Below are 15,472 nucleotides of genomic sequence, written 5' to 3' on the forward strand. Positions count from 1 at the left end.
GGTCGGGGCCGCCGGCGGACCACCGGCTGTGACCGGCGCCGGCGGCGGTCCGGTGGTGTCCGGCGCAACCAGCGGACCGGGCGCCCCACCCACCGCGGCGACACCACCGGCCACCGCGACACCACCGGGGACGGCTGTCGAACCGCCGGTCCAGGGCTCGGGAGCGTCCGGGACCTGCCCGACCTCGGCACTGTCACTGCAGGTGGCCGACCCGGAGGGAGCTGCTGGTAGCACCTACGAGCGGCTCGTGCTGACCAACACCGGCGCGGTGACCTGTCTGCTGCGCGGCTTCCCCGGGGTGTCGTACCTCAATGCCGCGGGCGCCCAGGTCGGCGCCGCTGCCACCCACACCGGGGCCGCCGCGACGACGATCGCCCTGGCGCCGGGCACGTCCGTTTCGGCCACGCTGCGCATCGTGCACCCGGGTATCCAGGAGGGGTGCCTCGAGTCCGGGCAGATCGCCGCGGTGACGGCGCTACGGGTCTACCCCCCCGGGTCGCGCACGGCGCTGCGACAGCCGCTGACGGACGCGTCCGCCTGCACGTCGGCGTCCGTCCAGCAGCTGTCCGTCACCGCCGTCACCCACTGACGGTCAGAGACGCTCGATGATGGTGGCGTTGGCCATGCCCCCGCCCTCGCACATCGTCTGCAGGCCGTAGCGCCCGCCGGTGGCCTCCAGATGGTTCACCAGGGTGGTGAGCAGACGGGTGCCCGAGCCGCCGAGGGCATGACCCAGGGCGATGGCGCCACCGCGGGGGTTGAGCCTGGCCGGATCCGCTCCGGTGTCGCGCGCCCAGGCCAGCGGGACCGGCGCGAAGGCCTCGTTCACCTCGTAGGCGTCGATGTCGTCGAGGGACAGCCCGGTGCGGGCGAGGATCTTACGGGTGGCCGGGATGGGGGCGGTGAGCATCAGCAGCGGGTCATCGCCGGCGAGGGCGAAGGCGTGGAAGCGGGCGCGGGGGCGCAGGCCGAGCTCCGCGGCCTTCGACGCACTCATGATCAGGACGGCGGACGCGCCGTCGGTCAGCGGAGAGGCGTTGCCCGGGGTGATGTGCCAGCCGATCTCGGGGAACCGCCGCGCCCACGCCTCGGTGTGGAACGAGGGCCGCAACGACCCGAGCCGGTCCACCGTGGTGCCGGCCCGCACCGTCTCGTCGGCTGCGTGGGCCACGATGGTGCCGTCGGGCTGCAGGAGCGGGATCGGGATGATCTCGCCGGCGAAGTCGCCGGCGGCCGTCGCTGCGGCGGCGAGTGCGTGCGAACGGGCGGCGAAGGTGTCCAGTGCCTCGCGGTCCAGCTTCCACCGGGCCGCGATCAGCTCTGCGCCGATGCCCTGCGAAGCCAGCCCCTCGGGGTAGCGGGTGCGCAGCCCGGGGCCTTCGGCGTCCTGCCCGGCGACGGCCGAGCCCATCGGCACCCGGCTCATCGACTCCACGCCGCAGGCGATCACCACGTCATAGGCCCCGGCGATCACCCCCTGCGCGGCGAAGTGGGCGGCCTGTTGGCTCGAACCGCACTGCCGGTCGACGGTCGTGGCCGGCACCGTCTCGGGGAACCCGGCGGACAGGACGGCCGTGCGAGCGATGTTCGCCGACTGCTCGCCGATCTGGCTCACACAACCGGCGATGACATCGTCGACCAGCGCCGGATCGAGATCGTTGCGGCTGACCACGGCGCTGAGCACGGTGGCCAACAGCTGGGCCGGATGCAGCGCCGAGAGCGCCCCACCCGGCTTGCCGCGCCCTGATGCCGTGCGGACCGCGTCGACGATGACTGCGTCTTCCATCGGATCTCCTCGGATCTCCCGGGCCGCCGGGGACCGGTAGCCCGCCCACCCCCGGTGCTCTCGACTGGTCAACAAGTGCCCGTATGTGAGAATTCCAGTGAGTATGTTCACAGGACTGATGTGGCTGCAGTGCCTTTGTGGAATTACCTCACCAGTCGAGGTGGACGCAGCGCAACCGTTGCCGAGGATGGGTCGTCTGCGGGTGCGCCGTTGCCACCGGGCCGGGAGAGGTCGGTGGCGGTGCTGTCCGTGATCGCGAGGCGACCATCGAGGGCCGCGCGGGCGGTGTGCTCGCACCAGCGCACCAGCCCGGCGGCATCCACGCCGTGCAGGTGCCCGTCGGCGTAGGGAGTAAGGCCCTCGGCGGCCCGGGCGAGCACGGTGAGCCCGCCCGGGACGTTGCCCCGGGCCAGCTGGGTCAGCCCCACGGCGAGCTGGGTGAGCGCCCGCCACAGCGCCCGGTCGTCATCGCCGGCGGATTTCCAGGCGGCCTCGAGCACCTCGTGGGCCTGGAACGGCAGGCCGGTGTCCAGCAGGTGCTGTGCGGCCGCGAGGGCAGCCGGGGGTGGTAGTGCGGCGGGCAGCTCCAGCGGCGCGACGCCGGCCGTGCCGGGTGGCAGCGGTCGGCCCAGTGCGTCGCGGGACCGCACGGGGGGCCGCCGGGGCGGCGGTGAGGTGGTCATCAAGTTCAGTGTGACCAGCTGCTTCGAGCGCTGTCACCCCCAGTGATCCAGATCCCGATCGGACGGGTGTCCCCGCGTCCGGGGGTCGGTGCCTGGAAGCCGGTGCCTTTGCGTCGGTGCCGGGCATTGGTTACCGTGAACCCGCCGCGTGGTGGTGACGGCGGGAGGCGTGGGATCATGGTCAGGTCGCTGGTCGCGGTGAGACCGCGGTCCCGGGTGGACCTGGCCCGTGCGCTCACCCACCGCCGCCATATCGACACCTGTCGGGTGTGCACGGCGGCCTGTCCCCGCTGACCTTCGCGGTTTTCCGGCCCGCTGACCACCACGGCTGCAGGCCATGCCAGCTGCGGACCGATGTGGCCGTCGGCGGACCACCCCGGCTTCTGGTCATCCCGCCCTCCGGCCATCCGCCCGCGGAGCATCGTGGGCCCGCGGAGCATCGCGGGCCCGCGGAGCATCGTGGGCCCACGGAGTACCGCCGGCCCGCGGAGCACCGCTGATCCGCGCAGGACTGTCGGTCTGCGGAGCACCGTCGCGCGGCCTTGTCCGGTCGGCGACCTCGGTCGTCCATCCACCAGCAGGAACGGCGCTGCCTTGTCCGAATCCCGTGCGTCCTCGTCCTCGACTCCCTCGTCCTCGACTCCCTCGTCGGCGGGCTCTTCGTCCACGGGCCCTGCGTCCACGGGCCCTGCGTCCTCCGGCTCCGCATCGGCGAACCCCGCGTCCACGAGCGCCGCGGGCTCCTCCCCGTTCGCCCCGGCTGGCCGGTCCGACCGGTCCGTGGTGTCGGACGACACCGACCAGCCGTTGCCGGAGTCGGGCGCCTCCGGTGAGGTCGACACCGGTTCGGCCGCGGCACCCGTGCGAGCCGGTCGCGCCGGGCAGGCGTTCACGCTGCGCGAGTGCCATGTGCTGGACCGGAGCGGACGGTTCGGCGAACCCTGTGACGTCGCCGTGCGGAACGGGGTGGTGCAGGCGGTCGGTCCCGCGCTGCCGCTGGATCCCGAGGCGATCGACGTCGACGCGCGGGGGCTGTTCGTCATGCCCGGGGTGATCGACTGTCACGCGCATGTCACCCAGTCCACCTATGACCCGTTCGAACTGGTCACGGCGCCGCTGTCCACCCGGTTCCTGCAGACGGCCGAGGCGTTGCGGGCCACGCTGCTCGCCGGGGTCACCTGGCTGCGCGATGCCGGTGGTGCCGATGCCGGAGTGCGGGACGCCCTCGCCGCCGGAGCCGTCCCCGGCCCGGCGCTCGCGGTGTCGGTGGTGGCGCTGAGTCGCACCGGGCGTCACGGTGACGGCGCTGTCCTCGGACCGGGCCTCGAGTCCACCCAGGACGTGCTCGGCCCCGCCTATCCGGAGCGCCCGGCCCACAGCACCAGCGTTGCCGGTGATCTGCCCACCGCCGTACGCGGGGTGCTACGGGCCGGTGCCGACTGGGTGATGATCTACGCCAGTGGTGGGGTGATGTCCACCCGTCCCGGGCACGTCGAAGTGCCGTTCGCCCCGGCGGAGCTGGTCGCGGCCGTCGCCGAGGCCGGTCGCTTCGGTCGGCCGGTGATGATGCACGCGCTGGGCGAGCGGGCCGTGGAGGCGGCGGTCGCGGCCGGAGCGCGTTCCATCGAGCACGGCATCGGACTCGGCGAACGGGCCGCCGCCGCGATGGCGGCCCGCGGGGTGACTCTGGTCCCGACCCTGTCGTCCTACCTGGACCTGGCCGCGCTGGTTCGCACGGGTGTGCTGCCCGGCTGGGCGGTCGAACGTGCCGAGGCGACCGCCGCCGCGCTCGCCGAGACCATCGCGGTGGCCCGCGCAGCCGGCGTGCGCATCGCTCTCGGTAGCGACGCCCGCCACCGCAGCCGGCACGGCGGCAACCTCGCCGAGATCAGCCACCTGCGCCGGGCCGGCCTCACCCCGCCGGAGGCCCTGCTCGCCGCGACCGCGAACGGCGCCGCGCTGTGCGCCCCGGGGCACGGCCGTACGGACGACACCACCCCGCATCGCGGCGCGCCTGGTTCCGGAACCGGAACCGGTCCTGGCGTGGCGGGACGTCGGCGCGGACGGCTCGCGCCCGGCTACGTGTTCGACGCCATTGTGCTGGACACGGATCCGGGTGACCTGAGTCTGTTCGAACGCCGGGACGTCGTGCGCGGCGTCTTCACCGCGGGACGAGCGGTGCTCGCCCATCCTCGCCTGCCACCGGTGCTGGCCCGTGGTGCCTGGGCGTTCGCCGGCCCCACCCCGGCCGGCGACGAGACGGTGATCGGGTCGGCCCACAGTCCGTTCACCGGGCGGACCGACCCACGTCCGACCACCTGATCCGCGCAGTGGTCCGCGGTATCCGACGAGCCGGGTTCCGGGTTTCGGATCGTCGGATACCGCCACTTTTCTGTCGGTCGCGACGGTGCCGGTAATGTCGGCAGCCCGGGATGCAGATTCGTTGACCAGAGCTATCGTCAGGGATGCCAGAACACCCGCCGGCGGCGGGTTTCCGAGGCGGTTCCAGCGTTGCCGCCCACATATCGGAGGTGTCCCATGAAGCATGCCGAGAAAATCAGCGAGACCATGCGCAGGGCAATCGACGAGTGCATGTCCTGCTCGATTCTGTGCGAAGAGACGATCTCGTACTGTATGGATATGCCCGGCTCGATGATGGACGCTGCGGACCTGCGCCTGATGATGGACTGTGCGGCCATCACCCGGACCTGCGCCGACATGATGTGCCGCATGTCGCCGCTGCGCGCCGACATGTGCGCGATGTGCGCGCGCATCTGCGGTGCCACCGCCGAGATGTGCGAGAAGATGCCCCGTGACGCCCAGCTCACGCGGCTTGCGCAGGCCTGCCGGTCGTGCCTGGAAAGCTGCACCGCCATGGCTGGTGCCGCAGCCTGATCGGTAGCACTCCAGCCGGTCGTTCCTGATACCGGTGGCGGCCCGCGGTCCGAGGAACTCTCGGCCCGCGGGCCGCTTTTTGTTGTTGACCCGTGGGGTGGCGTGGGATGGCGTCGGGGCAGCCCGGCGGCGGGGTCCCTCCTGGGGAACGATCTGCCCGGGCGGCTCGTCGAGGCGGTCCGGGTCGCCGGCGAGGGCAGCCCGGGATACGCGCGTCACGCGTATCCCGGGCCCGCTCTGCCGGCGGGATCGGGTCCAGGCGGTGGCGCACGCCCATGGGTGCGGCCCTGCCCGCCCACGCGGCGCCGATCCGCCGTGCCGGCCCGATTCGCCGTGCCGGACAGTCACCTGACGGACTATTTCGGGTGCGCTGAGCGATGTGTCGCCGGGATCTATTCCCGATTGTCGTTGTATCGCAGCTCTCTGCACGCATCGTCACGGCGAGGTGGCCGGATTCGGGCCGAACTGGTACTTGTCACTACCCTGAGTAGTTCGCTACGGTGGCGGAGCACCACAGACGCTTCGAGTCGACGCCGAGTTCTGCCCACGGCTCGAAGTCCCCTCCAGATGTCCAGGGCAGAAGCGGGGGAACCACGTTCCTCCGGGTGGTCTGTTGCAGGCCACCCTCGGGGTTAAGTCATCCGTACGCGGATGACCGGGCTTCCCGGTCCGCACCCGACAGCTAACTCCGCAGGCGTACGGGAAGGATCAGACGTGTCCGAACGTCAGGATGTCGCATCGTCACCGCGGCCGGGCCGACGCGTGCGGGACCGGCCATGACGCCGCCGTGCGCCCCGGGTGAACCCGCGACGGGTCGGTGTCCGCGCCAGTCACATCGGCCGGGCCGGAACCGGACTTCGTTCCGCGCGGGTCTGGCTCCCGCCGGGAGCCGTTCGTTCTGACCGGCCGTGCGCCACTGCGTACGGACACCTTGTCGTCGCGTGGCCGGGGCGTGGTTCGCCGACGGGACCTGTCGGGTCAACAGCCTGCTGCGTGACCGGTGTCGCCGTGCCGTACGCCGGTCGCGCCCACCTGCCCGGACGGACCGGTCGGCGACGCCTGCGCCGGCGGGCCGACGCGAACCGGCCCTCGCCGGATCCAGTCGGTAACCGCGGCGGCCAGTACGTCCGAACCGCGTTTCCTCGGCGTTGACCGGCGTTGACCGGCGTTGCTCGGTGGTTTTCCGCCACCTCTTAATCCGGTCTCGGGCGGCTTCCCAGGTGTTCCTGATCGGGAACCTGGTAATCCGGTATTCAGTGCTGCCCATTTTAGATTAAAAAGTCGTCCGACTGGCTTCCCCTGGAAGTCGACACCCATTTCCATCACCGTGCTCCACGACACCGAAACGAGATGTCAGAGAATGGCCAAGGGAAAGCATCGGAAGGCTTCGAGTCGGCGTCGCGGCGCCACCGTGGCGACGCTCGGTCTGCTTGGCGCGGGCGTGGGCATCTTCGCCTCGACGAGCCCGGCCAGCGCCGCGACCAGCACGGTCTCGGATGTGCAGATCGCCCAGGTGGCGGCGAACGCGGGTCTGGCGGGCTGCGGGGGGGCGTCGCTGTCGACCTGGGTCGCGGTGGCGCTCGCGGAGTCCGGCGGCAACCCCTATGCTCACGCGACCGTCGGTGAGGACTCCCGCGGTCTGTGGCAGATCAACATGCGGGCCCACGGTGGCTGGGTCGGCGGGCGGAACCTGTACGACCCGACCACCAACGCCTGGGCGGCCCGCACGGTCTGTGTCAACCAGGGCATACGGGCGTGGAGCACGTACACCAACGGCATGTACGCCCGGTTCCAGGCCCGGGGGGCGTCGGCCGTGGCGGCGGTGTCCGGTGGCCTGAGCGTGCGCACGATCGCGTACACGGCCACGCCGAAGGCGGCGGCGTCCGTGCCCGCGGCGCCCACCGGCTATCCGTCACTGGCCAGTGGGCGGGGCTTCCGCCTGGATGTGCGGCAGATCCAGCAGCGGCTGGCAGACCTCGGCTATCCGATCGCCGTGGACGGCCAGTTCGGCTACCAGACCAATCACATGGTCAAGGACTACCAGCTCAAGCACGCCCTGGTCGCCGACGGCATGGTGGGTCCGCAGACCCGGGCCCGGCTCGGGCTCTGATCCGGCGCGGGCTCTGATCCGGCACGACCGCCGGCGTCCCGGTCAGTACTGCCGGTGATGGACTACCCCATGCCGAGGCGGGGTATTCCCTGGACCGGCCCAGCGGGGCCGCCGGTCCCCGGGCGATGGCGCGATACCGGGGTCCGTCTGGTGAGGATCGTCCGTTTGCGGAGGATCTCCGACCGACGAGGATCATCATCATGGACGACGGTGGCAGGTGGGGGTCGGGCAGCAGCCCGGCGCCCACGAGCAGCCCGGCGCGCAGAGGCAGTCCGGCGCCGCGGAACGGACCCGCGTCCCGTGGCGGGCGGGACACCGGCCCCGGTGTCCGATCCGGTGATCGGGCCGAGAGCCGGGCCGATCACCGGGGCGACGAGCGGACCGATGGCCGGGGCGACGCGCGGGCCGGGGTGCTGTTCGCCGCGCTCGGGCCCCTGGAGGTGTGGCGGGCATCCGGCGAGCGGATCCGCATCGACCAACAGAAGAAGCGGGTCCTGCTGCTGGCCATGCTGGTGCGGCCGGGACGGTGGACGTCCGTCGAACAGCTGCGCCTGGCCCTGTGGCAGGACGCGCCACCCCGCTCGGCGTTGGGCAACATCAAGACCTACCTCTCCGAGCTGCGGCACACCCTGCCGCCACCCGCGGGTGCGCCGGTCGAACGGACGGCGGTCACGGTGGTCGGGCCGCGGGCCTCGGTGCTGCGTCGCCCGGTCGGGCCGGGCCGGATCGAAAGCCGGCCGGGGGAGTACCGGCTGCTCGTCGACCCGGACGAGTTCGACGTGCTGCGCTTCAACCACGCCGTCGCGGCCGGCCGGGAGGCCGCCCGGGCCGGCCGGTGGCGCCCGGCCGCGGACCTGTTCGAACAGGCCCTCGGCTGGTGGCGCGGCAACGCCTTCGACGAGCTGCCGGCCGAGGTCGGCGGTGCTGAAAGTCTGCGCCTGGACGAGGCGCGCTGGGCGGCCCGCGAGGAGCTCATCGACGCGCGGCTCGCCCTCGGCGAGACCGATGCGGTGCTGCCGGCGCTGCGGGCGCTCACCGTCGAGTTTCCGACCCGTGAACGGCTGTGGGCGCAGCTGCTGACCGCGCTGGAACGTACCGGGCGACGGGCCGAAGCCCTGCACGAGTACCGCGAGCTGTACCAGCGCCTGGTTACCGAGCTCGGCATCGAACCCGGGGCGGAACTGCGCCGCGTCCATCGGCAGGTGCTCGAGGCGGTCCCGTCCACCGACGCGGCGTCGGTCGCCTCGGTGAACCGGCGCTGAACCCGTCCGGGGTATCCCGCTGCGTGGGACACGGGAAAACACGCACGGGAAGGGGCTACGGACATGACTGCAATGCGCGAGCAATCCTATGAGCGCCCGCAGCTGTCGACCGCCGGTCGGTTCATCGATGTCACTCGGGGCCGTTGGGGCTGGGGGCACGACTATTTCTACCGTCGTTTCGGCTACTCCTATGGCTGTGACGGTGGCTGTGACGGCGGCGGTGGTTTCGGCGGCGCGGGATTCGGCGGTGGCGGATTCGTCGCCGGCGGGTTCTTCTTCTGAGCGCGGCGGAGGCCGAGGTGACGACATCCACGTTGCGGCACCGTCCGGCCTGCTGGTTCGTCGTCCTGCCCGACCGTGAGCAGGTGGCGGTGCCGGCGGGGGGGCGTCAGGTGGTGCGCCACCGGTCGGGCCGGCCCTGGATCGTCGGCGACTGGCCGGCGGCGGCGATGGTCAGTGCGACGGCCGGGCGCCGTCAGATCGCGCTGGTCGGCTGCGCGGCCGTCCGGCCCGGCCGGCTGTTGGGACTGCTGGTGGCCGCGCACGACGTGCACACTCTCGACCTCGGCCGCGAGGTGGCCGGCGACTATCACCTGATCGCCGAGATCGACGGTCAGGCGCGGATCCAGGGCACGGCGACCGGTACCCGGCGGATCTTCACCGCCCGGGTGGGCGGGCACCTGCTGGCCGCCGACCGCGCCGACATTCTCGCCGGCCTGTGCGGCGCCCGACTCGACCGCACGGCGCTGGCGCTGGCGCTGCTGGACCCGTCCCCGCCGCATCCGCTCGATGACCTGGTGCCCTTCACGTCCGTGACGGCCGTCCCGCCCGAGGACTACCTGTTCGTCGACCGCGACGAACAGTCGCGCACGATTCGCCGGTGGCGGGCACCGGCAGCGGTGCGGTCGCGCTCCGAGGGAGCGGCGGTGCTGCGCGCGGCGCTGGCCGAGGCGGTGGCCGTGCGGGTGGCTGGCGGGCGGACCGTCAGCGCCGACCTGTCCGGCGGCCTCGACTCGAGCGCCGTGTGCTGCCTGGCCGCCCGGGGGCCGGCCGACGTCGTCGCCCTCACCGGCCTTGCCCGCGATCCCGGCGACGACGACGCCTACTGGGCTGGTCGGCTCGCCGCGTCGCTGCCGAGCCTCACCCGGGAGACCCTGGCCGCAGCCGACCTGCCGCTGGTCTACGACCGCATCGACGAGCCGGGCCCGACGACGGACCGCCCGTTCGTCGGCGTCGTCGACCGGGCCAAGCTGCTGGCCGGGCTTGACCATCTGGCGCTCTACGCCCCGCGGTTGCACCTGACCGGCTTCGGCGGTGACGAGCTCGTCGGCGGCGCCCCGAACCACCTGCCGTCCCTGATCCGCCGCCGCCCGGTGATGGCCCTGCGGCACCTGCGCGGCTATCGGGCCCAGGAGGGCTGGCCGTGGGCGGCGAGCCTGCGAATGATGCGCTCCCGCGACTACCGGGACTGCCTACGGGACATGGCCCGGGTCCTGGCCGTCGCCCGGGACGCCCGCACCGGCGGCACCCGGGCCACCCGGGGCGTCCGGGTGGGATACCCGGGACGCCCCGGACGGTCCGCTCGCATGCTTCGGACGGTCGGCCGGCGAACCCGGCCGTATGTGACGGCGCTGGACTGGACGCCGCCGCCGGTGGTGCCCGGCTGGCTCACCGACGATGCCCTCGACCTCGTTGCGGAGGCCTTTGCGGTCGCGGCGGAGCAGGCGCTGCCGCTCGCCGAGACCCGTGCGGGCCACACCGACCTGTTCACCCTGCGGGCCGGCGCCGCGGCGTTCCGCGGATTCGACCAGATCGCCGACCCCCTGGGTCCGCCGCTGTCCGCGCCGTTCTACGACGAGCGGGTCGTGCGAGCGGCACTGGCCGTGCGGCCCGAGCTGCGCGCCTCGCCCTGGGAGTACAAACCGCTGCTCAAGGAGGCGATGCAGTCGGTGGTGCCGGCGGAGTGCCTGGGTCGGCGGACCAAGGCCGACGCGTCCACCGAGGAGGACCAGGGACTGCGGGCCAACCGCGAGATGCTGGTGAAGCTGTGTGACGCGTCGCCGCTGGCCGAGCTCGGGCTGATCGAGCCCGACCTGCTGCGCCAGGCCTGCCGGACGGGTGCCGTCCCCGACCATCGCGCCGAGGCGTTGCAGCCCACTATCGCCACCGACGCCTGGCTGCGTGCCCTGACCGGCACCGTCCTGACCAGCCCCGTTCTGACCCGCGGCGAGCTGACCACCAGCGAGCTGACCACCAGCGACCGGGGGGAGTTGTGATGGTGACGTTGCGATCCGATGTGGTGCGGGCGCCGACCGAGTACGGCGCGGTGCTGCTGCACACCCACAACGGGCGGTACTGGACGCTCAACCCGTCCGGTGATCTGGTCCTGGGGGTGCTGCTCGCCGGCGGTGACGTGGCGGCGGCGACCGGCGAACTGTGCACCGTCAGCGACGTCGACCCCGACACCGCCCGTCGGGACGTGGAGGGCCTGCTCGCGCAGCTCACCGACGTCGGCCTGATCGACCCCACCGGCGAGGCGGGCGGCGAGGCGTCCGGCCAGGCGTCCGGCGGTGCCTTCGGCCACCCGAGGGCGGACAGTCCTCCTTCCACCCGGTCCGCGACGGACCCCGCCGGCCGCTCGCCTCGGCATCGTCCGGGCCGGACGTCGCGGCCTGACGCCGACCGGTCGCGCACCGGAACGGGCCCGGGCGCCGGGCTGCGTTCGCGGCTACGGCGGCGCCGATGACCACGCCGATGACCCTCGAACGGCCGGAGGTGACCCTGGGCCCGATCCGGTGGCTCTGCGCGACGATCGCCGTCGCCGCGGCCCGGCTGCTGGCCACCCAGCAGCCGGCCCGGATCCACCAGGTGCTCGACCGGCTGGCCCACGGCGCCCGACCGGCCGACTACGACCATGCCCTCGCCGCCCGCCAGGCGGTGATGGCGGTGAGCCTGACCTGCCGCGGAGCCCGCGGCTGCGTGCCTCGTTCGATCGCCACGATGCTGCTGTGTCGCCTTGGCGGTGCCGTGCCGACCTGGTGCGTGGGCGTGCGTTCGCTTGCCCCGTTCGCTGCGCATGCCTGGGTCGAGGTGGACGGCGTGATGGTCGGCGAGTCGGTCCCCCCGGACTACCTGCGGACCCTGCTCAGAGTCGGCCGCGAGGACCTGCCGATGCGCGCTGGGGTGAGCTGATGCTCCGCGGGCTGGGAGAGCTGTGGGTGTTGCTGCGTGGGCGTCGCCGGCCGGTCGGGGTGGCCACGGCGCTCACGATCGTCGGCACCGGGATCGGGGTGCTGCAGCCCCTGCTGGTGATGCGGGTGATCGACGACGCGCAGGCCGGCGGCATTCCGCTGTGGGTCGTCGGCGCCCTGCTCGGCCTGTTCGTCGGGCAGGCCATCGCCGACACCGCCGGGCACTACCTGCTGGAACGCACCGGCCAGTCGATCCTGCTCAGCCTGCGCCGACGCCTGATCGACCAGGTGCTGCGGCTGCGGATCAGGGTGCTCGACACCCACCGGATGGGGGACCTGATCTCCCGGGCGAACACCGACACGACCGTGGTGCGCGAGGCGGTCGCCTTCAGTTTTACCGCGCTCGTCACCAGCCTGATCGGCGTCATCGGCGCGATCGCGCTGATGGTCTGGCTGAACCCGTGGCTGTTCCTGCTGGTCCTCGCGGTGGTGCTGGTTGCCGGGACGGTCGTGCTCGCCGCCCTGTCGCGGATCCGGTCGGTGTCCGAACGCGGCCAGGCCAGCGTCGGCGCGATGACCGCCGACCTCGAACGTGCCCTGACGGCCGTGCGCACCGTTCGGGCGAACCGGGCGGAGTCCCGTGAGGCCGAGCGCATCGGTGCGCACGCCGACGCCGCCTATCAGGCCGGCCTGCGGATGGCCACCCTCGACTCGATCATCGCGCCGGCCATGCAACTCGCCGTGCAGGGCAGCGTGCTCGTCGTTCTGCTCGTCGGCGGGGTGCTGGTGGCCCGGGGCAGCGCCACCCTCGGCAGTCTGGTCGCCTTCCTGCTGTACGCGACCTACCTGGTGATGCCGCTGGGCCAGCTGGTCGAGTCCGCCGCGACCATCCAGCGTGGGCTCGGTGCGCTCGGCCGGGTGAACGCCGTGTTCACCCTGCCCCGGGAGACCGACGAGGTCACCGCGATCGGCCCGCTGCATACGATCACCCTGCGCCCGTCCATCCCCTTCCCCCCGTCCACCCCCCTCACCCCGTCCCCGCCCACCTCGATGCCGGGACTGTCATCCGCGCCGGCGCTGGGGCCGTCATCCGCGCCGGCGCTGGAGCTGCGGGACGTGTGGTTCGCCTACGGCCTGCAGCCGGTGCTGCGCGGTGTGACCTTCCAGGTACCGCGGTGCGGACAGGTCGCCCTCGTGGGACCGTCCGGGGCGGGCAAGTCGACCATTCTCGAGCTCGTCGAACGGTTCTACGAGCCCGACGGTGGCCAGCTCCTCGTGGATGGCCAGGACGTGCGTACGATTGCGCGCCACCGCGCCCGTGCCCGGGTGAACCTGGTCGAACAGAGCACCCCGGTGCTGCACGGCACCCTGCGGGACAACATCGTCTACGCCGCACCGGAGGCCACCGAGGCGGACATCGACCAGGTCGTCACCGCCGCCGGCCTGCGTGACCTGGTGGACCGGCTGCCCGACGGCCTGGCCACCCCCGTCGGTGATCACGGTGTGCTGCTCTCCGGCGGTGAGCGGCAGCGGGTGGCCATCGCCCGCGCGCTGCTGCCCCGTCCCGCGGTGCTGCTACTGGACGAGCCGACCTCCCAGCTCGACGCCGTCAACGAACGGGCGTTGACACGGGTGATGCGCCGGATCGCCGCCGAACGGGCCCTGCTGGTGATTGCCCACCGTATCTCCACGGTCCGGGCCGCCGACCACATCGTCGTGCTCGACGCCGGACGGGTACGGGCCCAGGGCTCCCACGACGAACTCCTGGCGACCAGCGCCTTCTACCGCCGCCTCGCCGCCCCCGGCCCCAGCCCCGCCTCACCCAGCCCCGCCTCACCCAGCTCCGCATCGCCTGGTTTCGCGTCGCCTGATCTCGCAGCGCCCGGCCTTGCGCCGCCCGGTCCCGGCCGGGTCGCCTGACCTCCCGGGTGCCGTCTGAGCCCGAGCCGTCCATGGCGGTGTCGATGTCGCCGGGGCGGCGTCGCGTCATCCGGGTGGACGTCGCGGCCGGCCCGGCGTCAGGGGCGGTTCAGGCGGTGGGGGGTGGGGCCAAAGCCGACTTGCGAACCTTGCCGATCGCGTTGCGGGGCAGCTCCGTAACGAAGTGGATCTCCCGCGGGCGCTTGTGCACGGACAGCTCGCGTGCGACGAAGTCAACGAGCTCGGCGCGCTCAGGGGCGGCCTCGGTCGTGACGACGAAGGCGGCGATGCGCTGGCCGAGATCGGTGTCGGGCAGGCCGACCACCGCCGCCTCCCGGACCGCCGGATGCGACAGCAACGCCGCCTCGACCTCGCCGGCGCCGATTCGGTACCCCCCCGACTTGATCAGGTCGGTGGAGCGCCGTCCGACGATCCGATGGTTGCCGTCGGCGTCGATCACGGCGGCGTCCCCGGTGCGGAACCAGCCGTCCGCACTGAAGGACCCGGCGGTGGCGTCCGGGCGGCCGAGGTAGCCGCCGAACAGGGTCGGGCCCTGGATCTGCAGTTCACCGATGCTGTGCGCATCGTGGGGCAGCGGCTCGCCCGTCTCGTCGTCGACGAGCCTGGTCCGCACACCGGGCAGTGCCGTACCGACCCAGCCGGGCCGGCGCTCGACGCCCACCCGCCCGCTCGTGGTGATCAGTGTCTCGGTCATCCCGTACCGCTCGATCGGCGCCTGACCGGTGAGCTCCCGCATCCGTTCGATCACCGGTACCGGCAGCGGCGCGCTGCCCGAGACGAGCAGCCTGGCCGACCGCAGCGCCCGCGCGCTCGCCGGATCCTCGCAGATCCTCGACCACACGGTTGGCACCCCGAAGTACAGGCTGCCCCCCGCCGCCGCGTACGCCGACGGCGTCGGACGCACCGTGTGGATGAGCCGGCTCCCGATCCGCAGCGGGCCGAACACCCCGAGCACCAGCCCGTGGATGTGGAAGATCGGCAACCCGTGGACGAGCGTGTCCTGCGGCGTCCACGCCCAGGCCTCGGCGAGCGCATCAAGATCGGCGGCGATCGCCGACGCGGGCACCATGACCCCCTTGGGGGCTCCGGTCGTCCCCGAGGTGTAAAGGATCAGCGCCGGTGGAGGCGCAGAGCCGGTGCCACCGGTGGGAGTGGGCGTGGTGCCGCCGGTAGGAGTAGGCGTGGTGCCGCCGGTCGGGGCAGGCGCCGGTGGGGCGATGTCCGCGCGGTCGCGCACGTCCACGGGGATCACGGGCAGGGACAGGTCGTCCCATGGCGGGCTGCCCAGCATCAGCGCGGCGCCGCTGTCGCCCAGGAAGTGCTCTCGTTCCCGCGGCCCCGAATCCGGTGGGATCGGGACCGCCGGCACCCCGGCCAGCAGACAGCCGACGACGGCCACGATCGTCGCGGCCGACGCCTCCCCGTACACCGCCGCCGCTGGCGCACCGGCGACCCGGCGGGCCACCGCTGCGGCGGCGCCGAACAGGTCGGTGCGGGACAGCACAACATCGCCCACCTGTACCGACGGAGCATCTTGATCGACGTCGAGTGGTGGAAAGAGACTCAGGCTCACCTGGGTATCCTCTCGAAAGTGGCCCCCCGCG

General features: G+C 72.8%; 13 protein-coding genes and 1 riboswitch. Of the genes, 10 read left to right on the plus strand and 3 right to left on the minus strand.

Translation table 11 applies throughout. The annotated features are described in order from the left end of the window. On the plus strand, nt 1-589 hold a 589-nt coding region (locus ND747_RS08050), incomplete at its 5' end, for a DUF4232 domain-containing protein (protein ID WP_251732852.1). Nucleotides 590-592: 3 nt separating this feature from the next. On the opposite strand, the gene ND747_RS08055 is transcribed toward ND747_RS08050, so the two are convergent. Beyond that, nucleotides 593-1,786, minus strand: coding sequence for an acetyl-CoA C-acyltransferase (locus ND747_RS08055; protein WP_251732853.1), 1,194 nt, complete (start codon nt 1,784-1,786; stop codon nt 593-595). Between the two features lie 143 nt (nt 1,787-1,929). Then, nucleotides 1,930-2,469, minus strand: coding sequence for a DUF309 domain-containing protein (locus ND747_RS08060; RefSeq protein WP_251732854.1), 540 nt, complete (start codon nt 2,467-2,469; stop codon nt 1,930-1,932). Between the two features lie 780 nt (nt 2,470-3,249). On the opposite strand from ND747_RS08060, the gene ND747_RS08065 reads away from it, so the two are divergent. The 9 genes from ND747_RS08065 to ND747_RS08105 all read left to right on the plus strand — a co-directional run bounded on the left by ND747_RS08065 (nt 3,250) and on the right by ND747_RS08105 (nt 13,847). Beyond that, entirely contained in the window at nt 3,250-4,791 is a 1,542-nt protein-coding gene (locus ND747_RS08065; protein WP_251732855.1) for an amidohydrolase family protein, read from the plus strand. A gap of 216 nt (nt 4,792-5,007) precedes the next feature. After that, complete coding sequence (locus tag ND747_RS08070; protein WP_251732856.1) at nt 5,008-5,364, plus strand: four-helix bundle copper-binding protein; 357 nt, start codon at nt 5,008-5,010, stop codon at nt 5,362-5,364. A 521-nt stretch (nt 5,365-5,885) separates the two neighbouring features. After that, nucleotides 5,886-6,075, plus strand: a riboswitch (cyclic di-AMP (ydaO/yuaA leader). A gap of 649 nt (nt 6,076-6,724) precedes the next feature. Beyond that, a complete protein-coding gene (locus ND747_RS08075) occupies nt 6,725-7,474 on the plus strand; it encodes a peptidoglycan-binding protein (protein WP_251732857.1) in 750 nt (249 codons plus the stop codon). Between the two features lie 200 nt (nt 7,475-7,674). After that, a complete protein-coding gene (locus ND747_RS08080) occupies nt 7,675-8,736 on the plus strand; it encodes an AfsR/SARP family transcriptional regulator (RefSeq protein WP_251732858.1) in 1,062 nt (353 codons plus the stop codon). Between the two features lie 72 nt (nt 8,737-8,808). Then, the gene (locus ND747_RS08085; protein WP_251732859.1) at nt 8,809-9,018 is read left to right on the plus strand and encodes a putative RiPP precursor; all 210 of its coding nucleotides are present in this window, start codon (nt 8,809-8,811) and stop codon (nt 9,016-9,018) included. Between the two features lie 17 nt (nt 9,019-9,035). Further along, nucleotides 9,036-11,012, plus strand: a complete 1,977-nt coding sequence (locus ND747_RS08090; protein WP_251732860.1) for an asparagine synthase-related protein — start codon at nt 9,036-9,038, stop codon at nt 11,010-11,012. Next, nucleotides 11,012-11,482 carry a lasso peptide biosynthesis PqqD family chaperone gene (locus ND747_RS08095; RefSeq protein ID WP_251732861.1) on the plus strand — a complete coding sequence of 157 codons (471 nt, stop codon included), beginning with the start codon at nt 11,012-11,014 and terminating at the stop codon, nt 11,480-11,482. The genes ND747_RS08090 and ND747_RS08095 overlap by 1 nt, the downstream gene beginning before the upstream one ends. Next, a complete protein-coding gene (locus tag ND747_RS08100) occupies nt 11,479-11,928 on the plus strand; it encodes a lasso peptide biosynthesis B2 protein (RefSeq protein ID WP_251732862.1) in 450 nt (149 codons plus the stop codon). Before ND747_RS08095 ends, ND747_RS08100 begins: the two co-directional genes overlap by 4 nt. Then, the gene (locus ND747_RS08105; protein WP_251732863.1) at nt 11,928-13,847 is read left to right on the plus strand and encodes an ABC transporter ATP-binding protein; all 1,920 of its coding nucleotides are present in this window, start codon (nt 11,928-11,930) and stop codon (nt 13,845-13,847) included. Before ND747_RS08100 ends, ND747_RS08105 begins: the two co-directional genes overlap by 1 nt. A gap of 109 nt (nt 13,848-13,956) precedes the next feature. Here the strand turns inward: ND747_RS08105 and ND747_RS08110 are convergent, their stop codons facing one another. After that, entirely contained in the window at nt 13,957-15,441 is a 1,485-nt protein-coding gene (locus ND747_RS08110; RefSeq protein ID WP_251732864.1) for an acyl-CoA synthetase, read from the minus strand. Between the last annotated feature and the right edge of the window lie 31 nt (nt 15,442-15,472).

This window comes from Frankia sp. R82 (assembly GCF_023716925.1).
Taxonomy (GTDB): Bacteria; Actinomycetota; Actinomycetes; order Frankiales; family Frankiaceae; genus Frankia.

Bases quoted from the DNA above. Each gene is read 5' to 3' on its own strand.
- ND747_RS08100 (WP_251732862.1), top strand. From the start codon at position 11,479: ATGACCACGCCGATGACCCTCGAACGGCCGGAGGTGACCCTGGGCCCG.
- ND747_RS08105 (WP_251732863.1), top strand. From the start codon at position 11,928: ATGCTCCGCGGGCTGGGAGAGCTGTGGGTGTTGCTGCGTGGGCGTCGC.
- ND747_RS08060 (WP_251732854.1), bottom strand. From the start codon at position 2,469: ATGACCACCTCACCGCCGCCCCGGCGGCCCCCCGTGCGGTCCCGCGAC.
- ND747_RS08075 (WP_251732857.1), top strand. From the start codon at position 6,725: ATGGCCAAGGGAAAGCATCGGAAGGCTTCGAGTCGGCGTCGCGGCGCC.
- ND747_RS08080 (WP_251732858.1), top strand. From the start codon at position 7,675: ATGGACGACGGTGGCAGGTGGGGGTCGGGCAGCAGCCCGGCGCCCACG.
- ND747_RS08070 (WP_251732856.1), top strand. From the start codon at position 5,008: ATGAAGCATGCCGAGAAAATCAGCGAGACCATGCGCAGGGCAATCGAC.
- ND747_RS08085 (WP_251732859.1), top strand. From the start codon at position 8,809: ATGCGCGAGCAATCCTATGAGCGCCCGCAGCTGTCGACCGCCGGTCGG.
- ND747_RS08055 (WP_251732853.1), bottom strand. From the start codon at position 1,786: ATGGAAGACGCAGTCATCGTCGACGCGGTCCGCACGGCATCAGGGCGC.
- ND747_RS08095 (WP_251732861.1), top strand. From the start codon at position 11,012: ATGGTGACGTTGCGATCCGATGTGGTGCGGGCGCCGACCGAGTACGGC.